Below are 18,385 nucleotides of genomic sequence, written 5' to 3'. Positions count from 1 at the left end.
TATGCAAATCGCAGCTAATACTGGAAGAATGGTTAAAGTTGAAATCTTACGTCAAGATACACAGGGCGGCAATAGCTACTGGCAAAAATTCCAAGTGCCTTACCGTCATGGTATGAACGTAATTTCTATTTTAATGGAAATTCAAAAAAATCCTGTTACTGAGAATGGTGAAAACACATCACCAGTATCATGGGATATGAACTGTTTAGAAGAAGTTTGTGGTGCATGTTCAATGGTTATTAATGGCCGTCCACGTCAATCATGTTCAACACTTGTTGACCAATTGACTGAGCCAATTAAATTGGAGCCAATGAAAACATTCCCTGTTATTCGTGACTTACAAGTTGACCGTGAACGTATGTTCAACGCGCTTAAAAAAGTGAAAGCATGGGTACCAATCGATGGTACTTATGATTTAGGTGAAGGTCCACGTATGCCAGAAGGTAAACGTCAATGGGCTTATGAATTATCTAAATGTATGACTTGTGGTGTATGTATGGAAGCATGTCCAAACGTGTCTGAAAAAGCTTCATTCATCGGGCCAGCTCCATTATCACAAGTACGTCTTTTCAACACTCACCCAACTGGTGCAATGATTAAAGATGAACGTTTAAATGCTATTATGGGCGATGGTGGCCTTGCGAACTGTGGTAACTCTCAAAACTGTGTTGCTGCATGTCCAAAAGGTATTCCTTTGACAACATCAATCGCTTCATTAAACCGTGCTACTACAGTGCAAATGTTCCGTAACTTCTTCGGTTCTGACCACTACGTAGACTAACATCGGACAAGCTGAACTCCCAACTCCCTTACACTTAGTGTGAGGGAGTTTTTTATAGTGATATAAACATAGTTAGCATGTTTCAAGGAAAACCATACTATGTCAAAAAAGAGATTTAGCAATAAAATAAGGGAATTTTGGTTTTTTCTATGATAATATAGCATTTTCTTTTATAATGAATTTGTATTCATTACTTATGGGCTGTCTGAACCAGACTAAAAAAGATGGCAAATTAATTGTAGGGGATGGTGTTATTATGAAAGCAAGTTATATTGAAGATTTACAAGAGTGGGAAAAGGGTTTTTCCTTTTATAGTGAGGTACGTGTAAGATTTTCAGAAACAGATATGTATGGGCATATGAATAATACTGTAAGCTTTACATATTTTGAACAGGCGAGAATTGATTATTTCCGACATTTAGGTATTTTAATGCCATCTGTAGCTGATGAGAATGTGAAGAGTATACCGATTGTAGCTGATTTACAATGTGATTATGTAAAGCAGGTTTTCTTTGATGACGTGCTACGAATTTACACAAAGATAGCGAAAGTTGGAAGTTCTTCAATGGATATTCATTATTTAGCAAAAAATCAAAGGGACGAAGTTTGCTTCACAGGTCGAGGAACAATTGTGCAAATGGACCCTCGAACAGGCAAAAGTGTACCGATTTCTAAAGAGGAAAGAGCGCATTTGATTAGTCTGGAAATTATCCCTAATTAGTGAGTAGGGCTATGCCATAAATAATTATGAGAATAGTAGGAATTATGTTTTACATAAAATTTATGAAAATGTCGAAGCAATTTCCGAAATTTTTAAGGAAACATGTAATAATCATGCAAATAGCCGTCACCGCTTCAAGCCCCTTAACATAAGTTACAATACGTGCGGGGGAGGAGGGTGTAACTGAATGAATGGCTCTCATCATCGTTCTCTATTAACAAACCGAGAACGTGAAATATTTGCGCTTTTATTAGCTGAAAAAACAACGAGAGATATTGCAGAGCAGCTTGGTATTAGTGAAAAAACAGTGCGAAATCACATTTCCAATACAATTCAAAAGCTAGGTGTAACAAATCGATCTCAGGCGTTAATTGAGCTGTTACGCTTAGAAGAATTTAAATTAGACTAATGGACACTTGCTATTTCGTGAAAAAAACGACAAAATAGAACTATTCAACGTATTTTTAGGAGTGAAATAGTTATATGTCGGATGAAGTAACAAAACACTCACCTGAAACCGTTGCAACGGTTGAAAAGGAATTACGCTATATTGCGGCCATCGTGAAGCAAAAGGGAAGAGAAATTGTTTCCGACTATGCGATTACGCCGCCACAATTTGTTGCATTACAGTGGTTAGAAGAGCTTGGTGATATTACAATTGGCGAATTATCAAACCGTTTATATTTAGCTTTTAGCACGACAACAGATTTAGTGGACCGGATGGAGAAAAATGAATTAGTCAAGCGTATGCGTGATGAAAATGACCGCCGTGTCGTTGTTGTTCATCTTCTCGAAAAGGGCGAACGTATTATTCAAGAGGTTATAGAAAAAAGACAGCAATATTTGCAAGAGATGCTTGTTGGTTTTAATGAGCAAGAAGTCGCGCAATTATCAAGCTACCTAGAAAAACTACATGTACACATGAAACAGGATTGAGGCGGAAAGTATGAATGCCCCGATAGGCGTTATTGATTCAGGAGTAGGCGGGTTAACCGTAGCAAAAGAAATTATGAAGCGATTGCCAAACGAAACAATTTATTATATTGGCGATACAGCAAGGTGTCCATATGGTCCAAGAAGCCGTCAGGAAGTACGGAACTTCACTTGGCAAATGGCGAAAGCGCTAGAAAAAATGAATGTTAAGATGCTCGTTATTGCTTGTAATACAGCGACTGCAGTAGCACTCGAAAGTTTACAAAGAAATATGCCTTTTCCGGTACTAGGCGTTATAAATGCTGGCGCACGTGCAGCTGTAAAGAAAACGAAGCGACATGAAGTCGTTGTGCTTGCAACAGAAGGAACAATTAAAAGTGGTGCATATGAAGAGGCCTTACTGTCACTTAATACGTCAACACATATTATTCCACTAGCCTGTCCAACTTTCGTTCCACTTGTAGAAAGTGGCGAGTATAAAGGTGAATTTGCGACGAAGTTAATAGCAGAAGGCTTAAAGCCGTTGAAAAATCAACAATTTGATACGGTTATTTTAGGGTGTACACATTACCCTATTCTACAAAAACAAATTGAAGCTGTCGTAGGAGATGAAGTGAATGTTTTATCTTCTGCGGAAGAAACAGCAAAGGATGTTCAAGAAATGCTAGCTTATAATGGCACTTTAGCAAATGCAAATACAGTGCCTGCTCATAAATTTTTTGCAACTGGTTCTGTTCCAATTTTCCGTTCAATCGCTGAAAATTGGTTGGAGCAAGGTACTCTCGACATAAAACGCATTACATTAAAATAAAAAATCAGCTTAGCAATGGGCTAGGCTGATTTTTGCCGTTTTCAGCATTTTACATAATCATTGAGTACTTTTTTGAAGAAATAAATTATGATAAGATGAGGGCGCGAAAGTTTTTAGGAGGAACAATAAATATGACAAGATTTGATGGAAGAATGGCAGATGAACTACGACCTGTAAAAATGGATGGTGAGTATTTACTACACCCAGAGGGCTCGGTCTTAATTCAAGTAGGAAATACAAAAGTAATTTGTACAGCAACAATCGAAGACAAAGTTCCTGGCTTTTTACGCGGGCAAGGGAAAGGCTGGATCACAGCTGAATATTCGATGCTACCTCGTGCAACAGCTCAACGTACACCACGTGAATCATCTCGTGGGAAGGTCAATGGACGTACGATGGAGATTCAACGTCTAATTGGGCGTGCATTACGTGCTGTGGTCGATTTGGAGGCGCTTGGAGAGCGTACAGTATGGATCGATTGTGATGTGATTCAAGCAGATGGTGGCACTCGTACAGCCTCCATTACAGGAGCATTTGTTGCGATGACACAGGCAATTGCTAAATTTGCGGAAGAAAAGCCGTTCGTGAGGTTTCCTGTAACTGATTTTTTAGCCGCAACTAGTGTAGGTATTGTAGAAGAACAGGGTGCTGTTTTAGATTTAAATTATGTAGAAGATGTGGCTGCTGCTGTTGATATGAATATTGTTATGACAGGTGCAGGTCGCTTTGTAGAATTACAAGGTACTGGCGAGGAAGCAACATTCTCTCGTGAAGAATTGAATGATTTACTAGCATTAGGTGAAAAAGGCATCCAGCAATTAGTTGAGCTCCAAAAAACAGCGCTTGCTGAACAAGCAAACATGGTCGGAGGGAAATAGTATGAAACAGGTAGTGATCGCAACAAAAAATAAAGGAAAAGCTAAAGATTTCGAAGCATTATTTGGCCCACTTGGTTATGAAGTTGTCACAATGTTTGAAGTAGCACCAGACATGGAGATAGAAGAAACAGGTACAACTTTTGAAGAAAATGCAATCTTAAAGGCAGAAGCCCTAGCGAAAAATCTTGGTACCATTGTTATTGCTGATGATAGTGGTTTAGCAGTAGATGCATTAAATGGTGAACCAGGGGTCTACTCTGCACGTTATGCTGGTGATCATGATGATGAAGCTAATATGGTGAAGCTGTTAGAAAACCTACAAGGTGTAGAAGATGGCAAACGTACCGCTCGATTCTGCTGCTGTATTGCTATTGCAGGTCCAGATTTTGAAACGACGACTGTATTTGGTACTTGCGAGGGCGTGATTGCACACGAGAAACGTGGTACGAATGGCTTTGGCTATGATCCAATCTTCTTTGTTCCACGTCTTGATCGTATGATGGCTGAGCTTACGCCAGAAGAAAAAGGCGCCATTTCTCACCGAGGCAATGCTATTCGTAAGTTGAAGGAGCAATTGCCGAATCTTATTAAATAAGAGGTGGTATTCATGAAAATACTTATCATGAGCGATACACATGGCGACAGTCATGTGATCGACAAGGTCAGAAATTTTTATCCTGAAATAGATGTTCGCATACATTGTGGTGATAGTGAGCTTCCTTATGTGCATGATGCATTAAAAGAAATGAAAAAAGTACGAGGGAACTGTGATCGGGAGGAAGCTTTTCCTGAGGAAGAAATTTTTACGGTCGATGGTGTAAAAATCTTGGTGACTCATGGTCATTTATTTAATGTAAAAAGTTCTATGCTGTCTTTAACCTATCGGGCAAAAGAATTGAATGCCCAAATAGTTTGTTTTGGGCACTCTCATATTCTCGGGGCTGAAATGATGGATCATATTTTATTTATTAATCCAGGAAGCTTATTAAAGCCACGGGGTCACAAAGAAAAAAGCTTTGCTGTGCTAGAAATAGTAGATTCGACTTTTACAGTGGAATTTTTGACGGATGATCAACAATGTATATCAAGTCATACTTTCCAACGAAATTAATACGACTTAAAAATCCGCATTACTCTTAAAGTAAGCGGATTTTTATATTGGGTGGTAAAATTGACTAGGAATGAATGATGTTGAAGTGGAAAAAATAAATGGAAAAGGTAACAAAGGAGAAAATATGGAAAAGACAATTGGCTGGAATATGGACAATAGCTATGTTCAACTTCCAAGTATTTTTTATTCCGATATGACGTTAAACCCTGTTCGCTCACCCAAATTAGTCCTGTTAAATGAAGCGGTTGTTGCATCACTAGGATTAAATAGTCAAGCTTTAAAAGGCGAAGAGGGCCTAGCCATATTAGCCGGTAATAAATCCCCTGAGGATAGTATTCCTATTGCGCAGGCTTATGCAGGACACCAGTTTGGGCATTTTAATATGTTAGGTGATGGAAGGGCACTTTTATATGGTGAGCAAATAACACCCTCTAATGAGCGTATGGATATCGGGCTAAAAGGGTCTGGCAGAACACCTTATTCACGTGGTGGAGATGGACAAGCCGCATTGGGGCCAATGCTTAGGGAGTACATTATTAGTGAAGCGATGTTTGCGTTGGGAATTCCCACTTCCCGAAGTTTAGCGGTAGTGAGCACAGGTGAAACGATTATCCGTGAAACTGATCTACCTGGTGCTATCCTTACGAGAGTTGCCAGCAGTCATTTACGGGTAGGGACCTTTCAATATGCAGCACAATGGGGTACAGACGAAGAACTCCAGATCTTAGCAGATTATGCAATAGAACGGCATTTCCCAAATCATTACGGTGACATGAATCGCTATCTTTATTTATTGCAGGAAGTCATTAAAAAACAAGCATCTCTTATAGCAAAGTGGCAGTTAGTGGGCTTCATTCACGGGGTCATGAACACCGATAATATGACCATTAGTGGGGAAACCATTGATTATGGGCCATGTGCCTTTATGGATGCCTATGACCCAGCAACAGTGTTCAGTTCAATTGATCGACAAGGGCGTTATGCGTACGGTAACCAGCCAAACATTGGTGGTTGGAACTTAACACGCTTGGCAGAGGCGTTACTTCCCTTAATTCATGAAAATCAAGAGCAGGCCATTGAACTTGCTCAAGCTACCTTAGAACAATACCCTCAGTTGTATGTTCAAAACTGGCTGAAAGGAATGCGAGAAAAATTAGGATTATTTGATGAAGAGCAAGAGGATATGAAGCTTATAGAAGAACTTTTACAGCTCATGCAACAGGACAAAGCGGATTATACCAATACGTTCATTGCCCTAAGTTTTGACCAAATCGATAAAACCTCGTTATGGAAGTCGTCAGCATTTAAAGACTGGCATCAAAAATGGCTTGCACGATTAGCAAGACAGTCACAAACAAAAGACATGTCACAACAATTAATGCGCCAACATAATCCCGCTGTTATTCCACGTAATCATAGGGTGGAGGAAGCATTGGAAGCAGCTGTAGAGCGGGGAGACTATAGTGTGATGAATAACTTAATGACAGCTCTGACCCATCCCTTTGCCCACACGAATGAACAACAGGAATATGCTTCATTACCAGAACCGTCTAGTCAACCATATCGGACTTTTTGTGGCACATAAGAAGACAACGAGAGGAATTGCTCCTCTCGTTTTTTTATTGTGCAATGGCACCCTACACAAACCAAGCGCATACGCTATGTATGAATAAAGGTAAAGGAGAATGGATTCGGTGCATAAATATTCAAAAGGTTGGTTTGTAAAAGAGTTACGAACACATGGCATTTTAGTACATCCACAACTTAAAAGTCATCTAGGGTTATTTAAAGAATCTGAATTACGAAATTTATATTATCGCTATGTAAAAAGAGAAGCGGCTGAGCAGGATCAAAAATAGCCTTTGTTGTTTGAATAACTCCTTTCTAGGAAAAAATGAGAATAGAAAGGAGTTTTACTATGTGGATGATAGCACAGACTTGGCAGGATGTCCTATTTTTACATTGGCCAGTCTCACCCCCAGAACTAGAAAAACATATACCTCCAGAACTGACGCTAGATCTATTCGCAGATGATGCCTGGGTGAGTGCGGTTCTTTTTAAAGTCCATGGGCATCGCTTGCGATTTCTACCACCCATTCCTGGCTTGAATACTTCCTTACAATTGAATGTACGAACATATGTTGAGTATGAGGGCAAGAAAGGAATTTATTTTTTTCATTTAGATGTGACCAATTATGTCTTCTCAAAAATAACGGCATTAGTCAGTTTACCCTATCGATATTCAAAAATTGTAGGAAAGCAAAGGGACAACGACAACGCCTATACAAGCTATTACAAAACGTTGGATGAAAGATTGAGGGTGTCTTATACAATAGGGGACAACACTCAAACTAATTTTGACCAATGGCTTGTAGAGCGTTATCATTCATGGGCAATATGGAACGAGACATTATTTCGTATTGATATTCAACATACACCGTGGGAATTACGACAGGCTGAAGTAAAGATACAAAGCAATACGTTAGCTTCTTTTATGAAGGGAACCTTCCAGGGGACACGACCCATTGCACATTATGCAAAGAAAAAAGAGGCAAAAGTTTTTCCTCCAGTGATTGAACAACGAAAAACAAGATCTATCCAAAATTAGACCTTGTTTTTTTGTAAGTGAGAGAAAAACTTGTTTTTATTTTAAAAGAGATAACAAAATTGCATGACAATAGCGCCGGCAATCATATCTGACATGGCAAGTGCCTCCGCCTCAATGTCATCAAATATGTCCACGTCGGCTTGATAATCTTTTTGGATCATGGACACGGCTTCATTCTTTGTTAAAGCCAAATGCATATAAAACATCTTTTGTACGGCCTCTATACTTAAATAAGGATTGATCGTATGCAAAAATTGTGCAATATCGTCTGCATTACGATACCAATCTCTTTCTTTTGCCTCAGCCGTTGCAGTATCTCCTTTAGTAGCAGCAGTCACTAACTGAGCTGCAATAAAAAGATGCTCTTTAATTAAAGCTGCATATCGATCCGCTATAGAGTCACCATAAAAGGGACGGAGGCAATTACCTAAATCGGTTGCATTTCGTAACAAACGCTGTTGTACAAAGGGTAAATCCGGCAAATTGAAAACGATGCTAATAATCGTCATCCGTGTCCAATTCACATGCTCCATCCACAGTAACCGATTCATCGCCATATAATCCGCCTCAGCTTTACTAATACAGCGTCGATTATCAGAAGAACGTAAAAAGTGACGAATCGGTGCTGTGTATTGCGTAGAGGGGGATTGATACAACTGGCTTAATGAAAATCCATTTGAATAAGGGTACAAAACTTCACTCCTTTTCATTTTTTTCCTACACTAGCATACTCTAGGGTCGCTCTATGTATGAAAAGAAGGCAAAGGGAGGAGGTATAGCATCAATCCTCGTACATCATTTTCTTCGTCATCCCACCGTCGACCGTTAAGTTAATGCCCGTAACAAAATCATTCAACGGATTTGTTAAATAAAGACATGCTTGAGCAATATCCTCTGGCACACCCACTCTCCCTGACAAATGCTGGGCATGGTCAATCGGACGAAGCTCCTCATAATTATCAGTCTCAATCCACCCAGGCGAAATACAATTCACAGTGATCTGATCAGGACCAAACGATCGTGCTAAAGCATGAGTCAATGCCACAATCCCACCTTTTGTAGCGGTATAGGCTTCAGTAAAAGGCTCAGACATTTCAGCCCGTGTAGAGGCTAGACATACAATCGAGCCACCTTTGGCATTGTGCCTCATCACTTTCGCAGCCTCCCTTGCACAGAAAAGGGCACTCGTTAAATTCGTTTGCAAGAGATCATTCCACTCCTCCCACGTAATATCATAAGGGGATATATGTCGAAACTTTCCAGCATTATTAATGAATATATGAATCGTCCCATATTGTACAACCGCTCGTCGCATCAATGAAACAATATCCTGTTCCTTCGCCACATCCGTATGAACAAAGATGACAGAGAAGCCCTGATCGAGCAAATCCTTCTCTAATTGCTGACCTAATCCCTTATTTATATCAGCAATGACCACCTTCGCACCCAGTCGTGCATACGCCAGCACAATGCCCTTGCCTATTCCTTGTGCACCACCAGTAACAACTACAACAGCATCCTTAAACATCTACATACCTCCCATTGATTTCTAGCCAATATTTTAACAAAAATTTTCATGTTCGACCTATCGATAAGGCAAAAAAGTGGTATAATCTATATGGCTAAAACATATGATAAAACATAGATGAGGGAAACCTTGCCTACATAGTAAAATTAATGTTGACATTACGCCATAAAATACATATAATAAATATTGTCCTTCCTATGAAATACATAAGAAACGACATCATGTCTCAGTAGCTCAGCAGGATAGAGCAACGGCCTTCTAAGCCGTCGGTCGGGGGTTCGAATCCCTCCTGGGACGTCATACAAAGCCTTACAGCCACAACGGTTGTAAGGCTTTTTGTTTTTATACACAAATGTGAATAGCTTTAAAATTTGCCCATAATTTGTCCGATTTAATCTTTTTTATTAAAAAGCTTATCAAAGTGAGTGCTAGCTCTTTGATCTGTTTCTTCTAATAAATGACCATAGGTATTCATTGTTGTGGTAATACTTGAATGTCCCAAACGAGCTTGAATAACTTTTGGATGTTCACCTTCATGAATTAAAAGAGTTGCTGAAGTATGGCGTAGGTCGTGAAAACGAATAGTCTCCAAATCCGTATTTCTTTTCATAAAACGTTCCCACCACTGGCTTATTGAATCCGGCCTATACGGTTTGCCAAATTCATTAGAAAAAAGGAAGTCATGTTCTTTCCATTCTCGTTCATCCCCAGCTTGTTCATGTTGATATTTTTTAACTGCTGCTAGAGTAATGAGATTACTCATAATATTGGGTGGAATAGAAATTGTTCTTTTTCTTTTTCCCTTCGTCTCTTTCAGTACAATTCCGTCACCCTTAACATTAACAAGAGCTTGTTCTATTAATATCGTATTATTAGAAGGATTTAAGTGCTTTTCTTCTAAAGCAACAATCTCACCTTGTCGAGCAGCACTTACAATCGCTAATTCAACTAGCAACCTTCTTTCGGGAGAGGCTTTCTTATGTAACCGATCAAATAAAGTTACAATTTGATTTTGACTATATGCTTTACCTTCTTTGTATTTTAACTTAGGTAAAGGGATATCTTTGCAAGGATTGCTTTCGATAATCTCCCAATCTAAAGCAACGGACATTATGCTTGAAAAAGCTTTGTATATATTGTGTACCGTTGATGGAGCAAGGGTTCCAGCGTTACCATCTCTTCTTTTATTATTTTTTTGAAGCTCATTAACAAAGAAAATAATATCTACTTTTTTGATTTCCCTCACTTTTATATCCCCAAAAATAGGAAGGATACGGTTTTTAAGATGGTTACAATTATCTCTAAAATTTCTAATACCATAATGTTGCTCAGCATACTCATCTCTCCAACGAGGATAAAGATCATTTAAAGTGATACTGTCCAAATTATTAAAGTAGACTTCTTTATTTCGTAGTAATTCTTCTTCGAATAATATTAGTAAGCGTTTGGCTTCTTTTTCGCTTTTAGCTTCAACTGTTTTATATTTACGAACTCGTTTCTTTCCTCTATAACCTAAGTCTGCATATAAAGAGTATTTGTTTTTTCCTAATTTTTTTACATATCCCATACTAACAACTCCTTTCGAGAAGAGTACAATTGTTAAAAAAATGATTGTTAAGGTAATGATTAAACCTTTTTTGCGCAAAATCGTATTCAACATTAAATAATAGACAAATTTTATTAATAGCCTTTTCTTCATTTATAGGAAGTTTTATTTTATTGAGCATGAATGTTGGTACACATGCTTGCAGAGCAAAATTATTTGCTTTCCTTTCCTGGTACTCTCTAAACAAATAGTGGGTTTTTGTTTGGTTGCCAGAATGTGAGATTACATGTCCTAACTCATGGCAAAATTCTTGCCATTGTACCTGCTGGGATAATCGTGAGTCTATATATATGATGTTGTCATAACTTACCGAATCGAAAGGTAAGTAAATGACCTCATAACCGAGTTTAGGGCCTATTATCGTTGGATCTAATTGCTTTGGATTCGTAACATTAATGCTAGTGAATAGATCTTTTATGTAATCTTCTAAATGAGTATAAACAAAAATCATAACATCCCTCTTTTACAAACGTATGTTCTATTTATGTTAACAAAAAAATTCACCGATGAAAAGGCGAATTTTTAAATATCTGGAAAATCTACACAAAGATGTAAAATCACTTCTTGTTCTCCTGTTGTTTCTTCCAAACCTCGTAATAAACTTCGAATTGCTCTAAAGCATCAAGCAAATTTTCAGGTTGGTTTTTGAAAAACAAATTCTCTCTAGTTAAAAAGAAATCAATAACCTCTTTTTGATATGCACTTAGATTGTTGTAGTCATCATCTGAGATACCAGCTTGTTTATGTAAAGCTTCTTTATTATCCGTTCTTCCTAATAGGTAGTCTATAGAGACATTATACAAGTCTGCTAAGTCAGATAACATTGATGGATCAGGCGACCTTGTTCCGTTTTCATATCCGGACAAAGTATTGCTTTTAATACCTAATTTATCAGCAACAAATTTCTGGAGGTAACCATGTTCTTCTCGTAGCGCTCTTAAGCGTCTAGCTAAAATATCTTCGCCCATGAAAAACAACCTTTCTATGTGATCGTTATTATAAATAATATCGCAATCCTCGATTTTTTATATTAATATTCGCATAATGTGATAAAAAAGTTTGACAATCTCATTTTGCGATGTTAAAGTGTAAGTAACCGAATCGCAATTTGCGAAAATAAAGGGGTGTTAATGATGAAAGAAAAACCAATTGTACAAAACAACCTTAAACAATTGCGCAAAACAAGAGGTATCCAGCAAAAATTTGTGGCAAAATCAATTGGCATTTCAGCAAACTACTATTGTCAAATCGAAAACGGTCATCGTGTTTTACCAACTAAATATTTACCAAAAATAAGAGAGCTTTTAGGTGTGACGTTGGATGAAATTTTTTTTGATAACAAAATCGCGAAACGCGATTCTAATATGATTGCATAAGCAAAAGGGGGTGTGGATGTGGAACAGAAATTAACCCAATCAGTATCAAATCAAGAGATACTCCGCCAACAGCTGGAACTGTTAGCAGAGCGTAGTGCTAATGATGCAAGCGTTTCAGATTTACCTCTACTTACATTAGCAATGGTGGAGCTGTACAAGCAGTTGGAATCTAACATACCATCAATCATTTAATGATTTTAGTGTTTTGTGAACAGTTTTGATTACAGTTTCTAAGTTGTCAAAACTGAGTAAGTTAGCAGAACCACCATTAGGTAATTTTCTTTCGCCTGTAGCTTGAATGTAAGCTATAGCAACTTCAATTGCTAATTCTTTATCTGTTTTATTTGTCATATGTATCACCTCCAATCTACCAATAGTTTATCAGATTGGAAAATTTTAAAATATAGGAGGTTCAATTATGGAACAAAAATCTCAACAACTTCACGAAGAACTATCAAATCGTGAAGGCGTAACAGAAATCGTTGTAGCACTCTATGAGGAATTTGTTGTTGTACAAGACCAGCGCACTCATGAATTCACTGGTCCTGCACGAGTGAAGGTTAATTCAAATGCAAAGAAAGCGGAAAAAGATCCAGTTCAATTAATGGATGAACTTGAGGTACTTGTAGCTCCATTAATTAAGTTTCTTCACAACAATTTCAACCCGTATTGTCGTATTGAAATCACTCAAGATTCCATCAAGGTTGTTCAAGATGTTATCAGCGTTCCAAAAAATTATCGTACTGGCGCATAACGTTTAATTTTATCAAGTCTTGAAAGTTCTGAACCAAGCGAACTAGAACTCATAAAGCTTCTGTACTCATATTCAGAAACATCGTAGTAATGGTAGATAGCGCCATCATGGAATTCTATTTCTAAAACACCATTTTCCCATCCAACATTACGAATACGACTTGATGAAACATATTGTCTATCCATAACTTAACACCTCCTTCTATTTGTTAATATTCGACAAAAATAGAAGGGAACCTTTAATAAAAATCAGGAGGTTTTATCATGAATCAATTAACAAGAAATATCCCAAGTACAGAGGTAGCTGAAATGGTTGGTCGTGACCACAATGAAGTATTGAAAGATATACGTCGTATCATTAATCAATTAGGAGAGGGGAATTTACCCCAGTCCTATTTCATCGAATCAACTTACACTAATACTCAAAATAAAGAGTTACCTTGCTTCTTACTTACTAAAAAAGGCTGTGAATTATATGGTACTCGAATGACTGGTGAAAAGGGTACTCAATTTGCTGTTCAATACATCGAACGTTTCAACGAAATGGAAAAACAAGTAATCAATCAAACTAACTTACCACAAGATCCTATTACTCTAGCTTTAGAAGCAGCACTCGAAACTCGTAAAACGGTACAAACGATTCAAACGGAGGTAAAAGAGGTTAAGGCTGACATCGAGGAATTACGAGACAACCTTCACATCACAAGTTCACAAGCAAAAGTAATCCGAAAAAAAGTTGCAGAGAAAGTATATGAAGCACTTGGTGGCAAAGAAAGTAAGGCGTACAAACATTTGAATAAAAAGTTGTTCTCCGCATGTTGGGGCGAGTTCAAAGACTATTTTGATATTAATGAATTTAGAGATTTGCAAAAAAACAAGTTTGAAGATGGTTTGAAATTCTTGTTTATGTGGCAACCAAGAACAGAATTGCGCCTTGAAATCGAACATTACAACACGCAATTGCAATTGAAGTTGGTGAAGTGATATGTCGAAAGTAGTCAACCTCCTTACAAAGGATCAGTCAGAAGTTTTGCAAGAGGTTTGCGACATTATGAACAGCGTTTTATGTGATGGGCGCAAAGCTTACCCAACAAAAATTATAGATGAGCATGGGACACGCGATTATATTGCAAGCCGTGAAGAGCATTTAGAAAGTGTCATGGATTATGTTTTAACGACTTTAGGGTGCGTATTCCCACAAATAGATTAATGGAGGTATAACCAATGAGTAATAAAGAAGTAAAAGTAACGATAGAAGGTCCTGCAAGTCACACTTTATTCGAACTTGAAAGTGATGGTGAACAAGGTATCATTCACGTAGTTTTACGAGATATGGATAGTAATTTTAAAGAAGTTGGTGTAGTTGGTGTAATTCTTTCACCGGATGAATTACAGGAAATTTATTACGCTATCGTCGATATATTAAAGCATCAAGAACGAGAGTCCAAATAGAGGAAGGCGCTATAGCAGCGCCTGAGATTGGAGGCGAAACTATGAATCTAACAATCGAAGAATTAAAAGCGGAGCTACTTAAAGCGGAGCTAGTTGATTTTTTACACCGAGCGTATCAACAAGGTGTTGAAGATTGTAGGAAAAGTATGAAATTTGAGTTGTCTCTACCATCAAATTTAAGGAAAGAACATGTAGCTCAAATATTCCAATGTGAATTACCAACCGTAGAAAAGATAATTCGTATGGATGGGTTTCCAAAATGTCATGCACTAACAGCTCGTTATCCAAGGGATAAAGTGTTGGAATGGCGAGACAAAAATGTAATGTACATGAACTCACGTCTTGGTATCTATGTGAGTGAAAATGAAAGTCTCAGATTATTAAGAGCATAGGAGAGGCCAGGGCAAATGGCCTCAAGATAAATCAAACTACCAATCTAGTAGAAATCGAGAGGTAGGGGCAACTACCTCTTAACCATTATTATACAGAGAATTTATACAAAGTGCGGTCTCTTACAAGTTAACTTTTCGATGAAATGTGACTTATTCAAAAAGAAAGGAATGGAAATATGACTGTTACTGGAAATTTAGTTGGCGAGGTAATGAAAGAAATAAGGGGCAATGAAACACAGTTAAGGTTTGGATTTGATTTCGGAGTAGGAAGAGAGGCCATATCCAAATATGAGAACGGCCGTAGTAAGGTCCCGGCAGATATAAGTAAAAGCATCGTAGAGAAGTTCGATGATCCCAAGTTTGCGCTTGCTGTACAACATCAATATACAGGCACCGGCCCAATATGGTTGAACGGACCAAATGTAGACCTTCATAGGTGTAGTGTGCGTGAGAAAACAATAGAAGAACTTCAAGAAGCCTTGGATTCCATAACTAGTACCAGCCTAGCCAAACCAAGTGATGCCATCGAGCATTATGAGCGGAAAAATATTATGGACATGATTGAGGAGGCTGTAGAGGCAGCAACAGCACTAGCGAATTTTATAGCAGTAACTACGGAGCACCTTGGAATTAGTTACACAGGGGTTTGGATGGACCACTATAAGTACTTACAGAAAGAAGGGTTTATTAAATGATTGAAATAGATGAACAAATCGAACGTGAACTAACTTGTATTGATGATCTAACAGATGTAATAAAACTACATGCAAAAGCAGGTCGTATCAACATAGCAAAACAACTAGAGCGAGACCTACATAATTCGTTAACTCAACTAGAAAAACTTCATAAGAAAAAAGAGTTATGGACAACAGTAGCAGATTTAAACCAACGAGGAATACTAGTTCAGGTGGTGAAGAAACTTGCGCATCAAGCCTAGAGCGTGGCGACACATGACGTTAAAGCAGAGGTTAATTTATGTACATTTCTTTTGTGATAAGAGGGTGTTGGAGAAGTTAATTGACAATAAAAAAGCTGTTTAATCATTGCGGGATTAAACAGCCAATAAACTATGGAATATAGAAACATTATAGCATGAAAATTGAACGTTTGCGAGTGTTATCTCGCTCTCGTCAAGCAGCTTACAGTACTGTCTCCCTACAGTAAAGCTTTGCCACTGTGAGTTGCTTGATGGGACACCATCAGAAAGTAGGTGGGAATCATGAGTATTGATCAATTCAAGCCAAAGATGCGAGAGGTGCGATTAGACACAGAAGTATTTGAGGAACGATTTGCTGAGTATGACATTATCAGTGAGTTTACCGGGATAATACTTACATTAGTAGCAATTGAGGAAAATGTACGCTACACAAGCTTTGTCACAAAATCATATGCAGATGTCTTACAAAAACAAAAGGTGGTGATAGCGTGAGACAACTTATTGAAGTCGAGAATCCGATGGTGTTAGGAACAATTGAAGCTGTAAATAATGTACCTACATTTAAATATATAGAGACAGATTTCCGTGATATCTATGGGAGCTTAATAGTTTTCAATGATGATTATATGGAATTTCCAAATGGGGATATCGTTCATCTAGATAACATCCATACGTATTTAGAGGATAACTATAATGCCAAATTTTGCACAAAAAAATAAACCACTTTGCAGAGTGGCTTACAAATCAATTATTAGAGCAATTATAGCGGACTATAGGAGGAATTTCAATGAGTAACCTAGCAGAGCAATTTAATAATCCAATCCCTTTCCAACAACCACAAGGGGTACTAGCACAAGCTAGTTCCTCCCGTGAGATGGAAGAAGTTAAAGGACAAATTTTCATGGCGAAACAGTTTCCTAGAAACGTATTCCAAGCTGAACAACGTGTGTTAGATACATGTAAACGTCCGGCACTAGCTCAAACAGCAATGTATAGTTATCCAAAAGGTGGCACAAAGGTAACCGGTCCGTCTATCCGATTAGCTGAAGCAATTGCTCAGAACTGGGGTAACTTATCATACGGTATCCAAGAGCTAGAGCAGCGTAATGGCGAATCAGTAGCTAAAGCGTTTTGTTGGGACCTTGAAACAAATGTACGCCAGGAAAAAGTATTTACAGTAAAACACGCTATTGGTACTAAAAAAGGTTTGAAGCAATTAACTGATCCACGCGACATTTATGAAAAAGTAGCAAACGATGGAGCACGTCGATTACGTTCTTGTATCCTTGGTGTTATCCCTGGAGACATTGTAGATAAAGCAGTTGTACAGTGCACAGAAACGCTGGCTGGCAATAGCAAAGGGCCTTTAAAAGACCGAATTGCTTCTATGTTAAAAGGCTTCAAAGATCATTACCGAGTTACACAAGAAATGGTAGAAACAAAGTTTGGTTACAATGCTGATTCTTTCAGTGAGTACGATTATGTAGAGCTTTTAAATATCGCTAACAGCTTAAAAGACAACATGTCAAAAGTTGAGGATTGGTTCCCGAAAGATGATGCGAAAAATCAATCTAGTGGCTTAGGTGAAGCATTTAAAGAGGAGCAAAAACCAGAGGTGAAACAAGATGCACCAAACGACATTCCAATTGAACAGTCAGAACTATCACTCGAATGAGGCCAACCAGCACTATATGTCAGTATCTCAGTTTAAAAGTGCTATGGAGTGCGAGGCTAGAACATTTGCAGAAGTGAAGGGCGAGTTTTCTCGTCCTCCATCTACAGCATTAATGGTTGGTTCATACTTACACGCTGCTTTTGAAAGTGATATTGCACTAACTGAATTTCTAGAACTAAACCACGATAGCATTTATAACAATCGTGGCAACAAGTATAAGGACTACGAAAAAGCAGATGACATGATAGAGACTATCAAAAATGACGAGTTTTGTATGTTCGCTTTACAGGGCGAAAAAGAGGTCATCTATACAGGCGATTTATTCGGTGTAGAGTGGAAAATCAAAGTCGATAACATCAATCATGAACGTGGATTTTTCAGCGATTTAAAGAGTACGCAGGAGCTTCGAAAGCGTTATTGGAGTGAAAAATATAATACTTGGGTTTCATTCGTACAAGCCTTTGATTATGTGCTGCAAATGTGGGTGTATCGAGAAATTATCTTTCAAAATACAGGACGTTATTATGATCCATACATTGTGGCAGTTACAAAAGAATCGCCACCTGATAAAGCCGTTTTACACTTCGATTCAGGGCGTTTCGACTTCGAGAAAGAATATGTTCAATCAATGTTACCAAGCATTATAGATGCAAAGATAGGGCATAAAAATGCACATCGATGTGACAAGTGCGAATTTTGCCGAGGGACTAAGAAACTGAGTGGGACATTCGAAATTGAGTATCTATTAGATTAGGCGGCGCAAATGGATGAATAACGTACCCCACAAAGTCCTTCTGCTAGCTTGGATATTTGAGCAGGCGAA

31 protein-coding genes and 1 tRNA gene are annotated in these 18,385 nt (G+C 38.1%); 25 read left to right on the top strand and 7 right to left on the bottom strand.

The genetic code is table 11. The annotated features are described in order from the left end of the window. Nucleotide 1: 1 nt before the first annotated feature. From sdhB to MKY88_RS17470, 11 genes are all read left to right on the top strand, one after another. Entirely contained in the window at nucleotides 2–781 is a 780-nt protein-coding gene (sdhB, locus tag MKY88_RS17520) for a succinate dehydrogenase iron-sulfur subunit (protein ID WP_012295561.1), read from the top strand. A gap of 256 nt (nucleotides 782–1,037) precedes the next feature. After that, nucleotides 1,038–1,502, top strand: coding sequence for an acyl-CoA thioesterase (locus MKY88_RS17515; protein ID WP_069482271.1), 465 nt, complete (start codon nucleotides 1,038–1,040; stop codon nucleotides 1,500–1,502). Nucleotides 1,503–1,689: 187 nt separating this feature from the next. Next, the gene (locus MKY88_RS17510; RefSeq protein ID WP_004226437.1) at nucleotides 1,690–1,911 is read left to right on the top strand and encodes a helix-turn-helix domain-containing protein; all 222 of its coding nucleotides are present in this window, start codon (nucleotides 1,690–1,692) and stop codon (nucleotides 1,909–1,911) included. Nucleotides 1,912–1,985: 74 nt separating this feature from the next. Further along, nucleotides 1,986–2,438 (top strand): MarR family winged helix-turn-helix transcriptional regulator, encoded by a 453-nt coding sequence (locus tag MKY88_RS17505; RefSeq protein ID WP_025114538.1) that lies wholly within the window; start codon nucleotides 1,986–1,988, stop codon nucleotides 2,436–2,438. A gap of 10 nt (nucleotides 2,439–2,448) precedes the next feature. Beyond that, nucleotides 2,449–3,246 carry a glutamate racemase gene (gene racE, locus MKY88_RS17500; RefSeq protein ID WP_008179152.1) on the top strand — a complete coding sequence of 266 codons (798 nt, stop codon included), beginning with the start codon at nucleotides 2,449–2,451 and terminating at the stop codon, nucleotides 3,244–3,246. Nucleotides 3,247–3,377: 131 nt separating this feature from the next. After that, nucleotides 3,378–4,124: a ribonuclease PH gene (gene rph / locus MKY88_RS17495; RefSeq protein WP_340814316.1), complete on the top strand. Its 747-nt coding sequence runs from the start codon at nucleotides 3,378–3,380 to the stop codon at nucleotides 4,122–4,124. Nucleotide 4,125: 1 nt separating this feature from the next. Further along, complete coding sequence (locus tag MKY88_RS17490) at nucleotides 4,126–4,719, top strand: XTP/dITP diphosphatase (RefSeq protein ID WP_258268777.1); 594 nt, start codon at nucleotides 4,126–4,128, stop codon at nucleotides 4,717–4,719. A gap of 12 nt (nucleotides 4,720–4,731) precedes the next feature. Beyond that, entirely contained in the window at nucleotides 4,732–5,235 is a 504-nt protein-coding gene (locus MKY88_RS17485; RefSeq protein ID WP_340814314.1) for a metallophosphoesterase, read from the top strand. Between the two features lie 124 nt (nucleotides 5,236–5,359). After that, nucleotides 5,360–6,820 carry a protein adenylyltransferase SelO gene (locus MKY88_RS17480; protein ID WP_340814313.1) on the top strand — a complete coding sequence of 487 codons (1,461 nt, stop codon included), beginning with the start codon at nucleotides 5,360–5,362 and terminating at the stop codon, nucleotides 6,818–6,820. 100 nt (nucleotides 6,821–6,920) lie between these two features. Then, entirely contained in the window at nucleotides 6,921–7,094 is a 174-nt protein-coding gene (locus MKY88_RS17475; RefSeq protein ID WP_258268780.1) for a YflJ family protein, read from the top strand. A gap of 59 nt (nucleotides 7,095–7,153) precedes the next feature. Continuing rightward, nucleotides 7,154–7,843 (top strand): YqjF family protein, encoded by a 690-nt coding sequence (locus MKY88_RS17470; RefSeq protein WP_340814312.1) that lies wholly within the window; start codon nucleotides 7,154–7,156, stop codon nucleotides 7,841–7,843. Between the two features lie 41 nt (nucleotides 7,844–7,884). Here MKY88_RS17470 and MKY88_RS17465 read toward each other — a convergent pair whose 3' ends face one another. Both MKY88_RS17465 and MKY88_RS17460 read right to left on the bottom strand, forming a co-directional pair. After that, nucleotides 7,885–8,553, bottom strand: a complete 669-nt coding sequence (locus tag MKY88_RS17465; RefSeq protein ID WP_445669175.1) for a hypothetical protein — start codon at nucleotides 8,551–8,553, stop codon at nucleotides 7,885–7,887. A 71-nt stretch (nucleotides 8,554–8,624) separates the two neighbouring features. Next, the gene (locus MKY88_RS17460) at nucleotides 8,625–9,371 is read right to left on the bottom strand and encodes an SDR family NAD(P)-dependent oxidoreductase (protein WP_340814310.1); all 747 of its coding nucleotides are present in this window, start codon (nucleotides 9,369–9,371) and stop codon (nucleotides 8,625–8,627) included. A gap of 223 nt (nucleotides 9,372–9,594) precedes the next feature. On the opposite strand from MKY88_RS17460, the gene MKY88_RS17455 reads away from it, so the two are divergent. Then, nucleotides 9,595–9,668: transfer RNA gene (locus tag MKY88_RS17455), tRNA-Arg, on the top strand. A 94-nt stretch (nucleotides 9,669–9,762) separates the two neighbouring features. Here the strand turns inward: MKY88_RS17455 and MKY88_RS17450 are convergent. The 3 genes from MKY88_RS17450 to MKY88_RS17440 all read right to left on the bottom strand — a co-directional run bounded on the left by MKY88_RS17450 (nucleotide 9,763) and on the right by MKY88_RS17440 (nucleotide 11,945). Further along, nucleotides 9,763–10,938: a tyrosine-type recombinase/integrase gene (locus MKY88_RS17450; protein WP_340814309.1), complete on the bottom strand. Its 1,176-nt coding sequence runs from the start codon at nucleotides 10,936–10,938 to the stop codon at nucleotides 9,763–9,765. A gap of 1 nt (nucleotide 10,939) precedes the next feature. After that, nucleotides 10,940–11,428, bottom strand: a complete 489-nt coding sequence (locus tag MKY88_RS17445) for an ImmA/IrrE family metallo-endopeptidase (protein WP_340814308.1) — start codon at nucleotides 11,426–11,428, stop codon at nucleotides 10,940–10,942. A 106-nt stretch (nucleotides 11,429–11,534) separates the two neighbouring features. Further along, a complete protein-coding gene (locus MKY88_RS17440; RefSeq protein WP_340814307.1) occupies nucleotides 11,535–11,945 on the bottom strand; it encodes a helix-turn-helix domain-containing protein in 411 nt (136 codons plus the stop codon). Nucleotides 11,946–12,107: 162 nt separating this feature from the next. On the opposite strand from MKY88_RS17440, the gene MKY88_RS17435 reads away from it, so the two are divergent. Next, nucleotides 12,108–12,353: a helix-turn-helix domain-containing protein gene (locus MKY88_RS17435; protein ID WP_340814306.1), complete on the top strand. Its 246-nt coding sequence runs from the start codon at nucleotides 12,108–12,110 to the stop codon at nucleotides 12,351–12,353. Between the two features lie 12 nt (nucleotides 12,354–12,365). Next, complete coding sequence (locus tag MKY88_RS17430; RefSeq protein ID WP_340814305.1) at nucleotides 12,366–12,545, top strand: hypothetical protein; 180 nt, start codon at nucleotides 12,366–12,368, stop codon at nucleotides 12,543–12,545. Here MKY88_RS17430 and MKY88_RS17425 read toward each other — a convergent pair. After that, a complete protein-coding gene (locus MKY88_RS17425; protein ID WP_340814304.1) occupies nucleotides 12,534–12,704 on the bottom strand; it encodes a hypothetical protein in 171 nt (56 codons plus the stop codon). The two genes, MKY88_RS17430 and MKY88_RS17425, sit on opposite strands and share 12 nt — an antisense overlap. Nucleotides 12,705–12,771: 67 nt before the next feature. Between MKY88_RS17425 and MKY88_RS17420 the strand changes: the two genes are divergently transcribed. Further along, nucleotides 12,772–13,107 (top strand): BC1881 family protein, encoded by a 336-nt coding sequence (locus tag MKY88_RS17420; protein WP_340814303.1) that lies wholly within the window; start codon nucleotides 12,772–12,774, stop codon nucleotides 13,105–13,107. Here MKY88_RS17420 and MKY88_RS17415 read toward each other — a convergent pair. Beyond that, nucleotides 13,089–13,292, bottom strand: a complete 204-nt coding sequence (locus MKY88_RS17415; protein ID WP_340814302.1) for a KTSC domain-containing protein — start codon at nucleotides 13,290–13,292, stop codon at nucleotides 13,089–13,091. The two genes, MKY88_RS17420 and MKY88_RS17415, sit on opposite strands and share 19 nt — an antisense overlap. 78 nt (nucleotides 13,293–13,370) lie before the next feature. Here MKY88_RS17415 and MKY88_RS17410 point away from each other — a divergent pair, with 78 nt between their 5' ends. The 10 genes from MKY88_RS17410 (at nucleotide 13,371) to MKY88_RS17365 (ending at nucleotide 18,316) form a co-directional block, all read left to right on the top strand. Beyond that, nucleotides 13,371–14,090 (top strand): Rha family transcriptional regulator, encoded by a 720-nt coding sequence (locus MKY88_RS17410; protein ID WP_340814301.1) that lies wholly within the window; start codon nucleotides 13,371–13,373, stop codon nucleotides 14,088–14,090. Nucleotide 14,091: 1 nt separating this feature from the next. Further along, entirely contained in the window at nucleotides 14,092–14,316 is a 225-nt protein-coding gene (locus MKY88_RS17405; RefSeq protein ID WP_340814299.1) for a hypothetical protein, read from the top strand. A 14-nt stretch (nucleotides 14,317–14,330) separates the two neighbouring features. Then, nucleotides 14,331–14,558: a hypothetical protein gene (locus MKY88_RS17400; RefSeq protein ID WP_340814297.1), complete on the top strand. Its 228-nt coding sequence runs from the start codon at nucleotides 14,331–14,333 to the stop codon at nucleotides 14,556–14,558. Nucleotides 14,559–14,599: 41 nt separating this feature from the next. Then, entirely contained in the window at nucleotides 14,600–14,950 is a 351-nt protein-coding gene (locus tag MKY88_RS17395; protein ID WP_340814296.1) for a hypothetical protein, read from the top strand. Between the two features lie 176 nt (nucleotides 14,951–15,126). Next, the gene (locus tag MKY88_RS17390) at nucleotides 15,127–15,645 is read left to right on the top strand and encodes a helix-turn-helix transcriptional regulator (protein WP_340814295.1); all 519 of its coding nucleotides are present in this window, start codon (nucleotides 15,127–15,129) and stop codon (nucleotides 15,643–15,645) included. Further along, nucleotides 15,642–15,887 (top strand): hypothetical protein, encoded by a 246-nt coding sequence (locus MKY88_RS17385; protein WP_340814294.1) that lies wholly within the window; start codon nucleotides 15,642–15,644, stop codon nucleotides 15,885–15,887. Before MKY88_RS17390 ends, MKY88_RS17385 begins: the two co-directional genes overlap by 4 nt. Nucleotides 15,888–16,169: 282 nt before the next feature. Further along, entirely contained in the window at nucleotides 16,170–16,379 is a 210-nt protein-coding gene (locus tag MKY88_RS17380) for a hypothetical protein (RefSeq protein WP_193832798.1), read from the top strand. Then, nucleotides 16,376–16,606, top strand: coding sequence for a YqaI family protein (locus MKY88_RS17375; RefSeq protein ID WP_340814293.1), 231 nt, complete (start codon nucleotides 16,376–16,378; stop codon nucleotides 16,604–16,606). Before MKY88_RS17380 ends, MKY88_RS17375 begins: the two co-directional genes overlap by 4 nt. Before the next feature lie 68 nt (nucleotides 16,607–16,674). Further along, nucleotides 16,675–17,562, top strand: coding sequence for a hypothetical protein (locus MKY88_RS17370; RefSeq protein ID WP_340814292.1), 888 nt, complete (start codon nucleotides 16,675–16,677; stop codon nucleotides 17,560–17,562). Then, complete coding sequence (locus MKY88_RS17365) at nucleotides 17,513–18,316, top strand: PD-(D/E)XK nuclease-like domain-containing protein (RefSeq protein WP_340814290.1); 804 nt, start codon at nucleotides 17,513–17,515, stop codon at nucleotides 18,314–18,316. The genes MKY88_RS17370 and MKY88_RS17365 overlap by 50 nt, the downstream gene beginning before the upstream one ends. Nucleotides 18,317–18,385: the final 69 nt, after the last annotated feature.

The sequence above is a fragment of the Lysinibacillus sp. FSL R7-0073 genome (genome assembly GCF_038009065.1).
Lineage (GTDB): Bacteria > Bacillota > Bacilli > Bacillales_A > Planococcaceae > Lysinibacillus > Lysinibacillus fusiformis.
The sequence above is the reverse complement of the archived record's forward strand: the minus strand, read 5'-3'. Positions and strand labels throughout refer to the sequence as shown.

Bases quoted from the DNA above. Each gene is read 5' to 3' on its own strand.
- sdhB (WP_012295561.1), top strand. From the start codon at position 2: ATGCAAATCGCAGCTAATACTGGAAGAATGGTTAAAGTTGAAATCTTA.
- MKY88_RS17515 (WP_069482271.1), top strand. From the start codon at position 1,038: ATGAAAGCAAGTTATATTGAAGATTTACAAGAGTGGGAAAAGGGTTTT.
- MKY88_RS17510 (WP_004226437.1), top strand. From the start codon at position 1,690: ATGAATGGCTCTCATCATCGTTCTCTATTAACAAACCGAGAACGTGAA.
- MKY88_RS17505 (WP_025114538.1), top strand. From the start codon at position 1,986: ATGTCGGATGAAGTAACAAAACACTCACCTGAAACCGTTGCAACGGTT.
- racE (WP_008179152.1), top strand. From the start codon at position 2,449: ATGAATGCCCCGATAGGCGTTATTGATTCAGGAGTAGGCGGGTTAACC.
- rph (WP_340814316.1), top strand. From the start codon at position 3,378: ATGACAAGATTTGATGGAAGAATGGCAGATGAACTACGACCTGTAAAA.
- MKY88_RS17490 (WP_258268777.1), top strand. From the start codon at position 4,126: ATGAAACAGGTAGTGATCGCAACAAAAAATAAAGGAAAAGCTAAAGAT.
- MKY88_RS17485 (WP_340814314.1), top strand. From the start codon at position 4,732: ATGAAAATACTTATCATGAGCGATACACATGGCGACAGTCATGTGATC.
- MKY88_RS17480 (WP_340814313.1), top strand. From the start codon at position 5,360: ATGGAAAAGACAATTGGCTGGAATATGGACAATAGCTATGTTCAACTT.
- MKY88_RS17475 (WP_258268780.1), top strand. From the start codon at position 6,921: ATGGATTCGGTGCATAAATATTCAAAAGGTTGGTTTGTAAAAGAGTTA.
- MKY88_RS17470 (WP_340814312.1), top strand. From the start codon at position 7,154: ATGTGGATGATAGCACAGACTTGGCAGGATGTCCTATTTTTACATTGG.
- MKY88_RS17465 (WP_445669175.1), bottom strand. From the start codon at position 8,553: ATGAAAAGGAGTGAAGTTTTGTACCCTTATTCAAATGGATTTTCATTA.
- MKY88_RS17460 (WP_340814310.1), bottom strand. From the start codon at position 9,371: ATGTTTAAGGATGCTGTTGTAGTTGTTACTGGTGGTGCACAAGGAATA.
- MKY88_RS17450 (WP_340814309.1), bottom strand. From the start codon at position 10,938: ATGGGATATGTAAAAAAATTAGGAAAAAACAAATACTCTTTATATGCA.
- MKY88_RS17445 (WP_340814308.1), bottom strand. From the start codon at position 11,428: ATGATTTTTGTTTATACTCATTTAGAAGATTACATAAAAGATCTATTC.
- MKY88_RS17440 (WP_340814307.1), bottom strand. From the start codon at position 11,945: ATGGGCGAAGATATTTTAGCTAGACGCTTAAGAGCGCTACGAGAAGAA.
- MKY88_RS17435 (WP_340814306.1), top strand. From the start codon at position 12,108: ATGATGAAAGAAAAACCAATTGTACAAAACAACCTTAAACAATTGCGC.
- MKY88_RS17425 (WP_340814304.1), bottom strand. From the start codon at position 12,704: ATGACAAATAAAACAGATAAAGAATTAGCAATTGAAGTTGCTATAGCT.
- MKY88_RS17420 (WP_340814303.1), top strand. From the start codon at position 12,772: ATGGAACAAAAATCTCAACAACTTCACGAAGAACTATCAAATCGTGAA.
- MKY88_RS17415 (WP_340814302.1), bottom strand. From the start codon at position 13,292: ATGGATAGACAATATGTTTCATCAAGTCGTATTCGTAATGTTGGATGG.
- MKY88_RS17410 (WP_340814301.1), top strand. From the start codon at position 13,371: ATGAATCAATTAACAAGAAATATCCCAAGTACAGAGGTAGCTGAAATG.
- MKY88_RS17405 (WP_340814299.1), top strand. From the start codon at position 14,092: ATGTCGAAAGTAGTCAACCTCCTTACAAAGGATCAGTCAGAAGTTTTG.
- MKY88_RS17400 (WP_340814297.1), top strand. From the start codon at position 14,331: ATGAGTAATAAAGAAGTAAAAGTAACGATAGAAGGTCCTGCAAGTCAC.
- MKY88_RS17395 (WP_340814296.1), top strand. From the start codon at position 14,600: ATGAATCTAACAATCGAAGAATTAAAAGCGGAGCTACTTAAAGCGGAG.
- MKY88_RS17390 (WP_340814295.1), top strand. From the start codon at position 15,127: ATGACTGTTACTGGAAATTTAGTTGGCGAGGTAATGAAAGAAATAAGG.
- MKY88_RS17385 (WP_340814294.1), top strand. From the start codon at position 15,642: ATGATTGAAATAGATGAACAAATCGAACGTGAACTAACTTGTATTGAT.
- MKY88_RS17380 (WP_193832798.1), top strand. From the start codon at position 16,170: ATGAGTATTGATCAATTCAAGCCAAAGATGCGAGAGGTGCGATTAGAC.
- MKY88_RS17370 (WP_340814292.1), top strand. From the start codon at position 16,675: ATGAGTAACCTAGCAGAGCAATTTAATAATCCAATCCCTTTCCAACAA.
- MKY88_RS17365 (WP_340814290.1), top strand. From the start codon at position 17,513: ATGCACCAAACGACATTCCAATTGAACAGTCAGAACTATCACTCGAAT.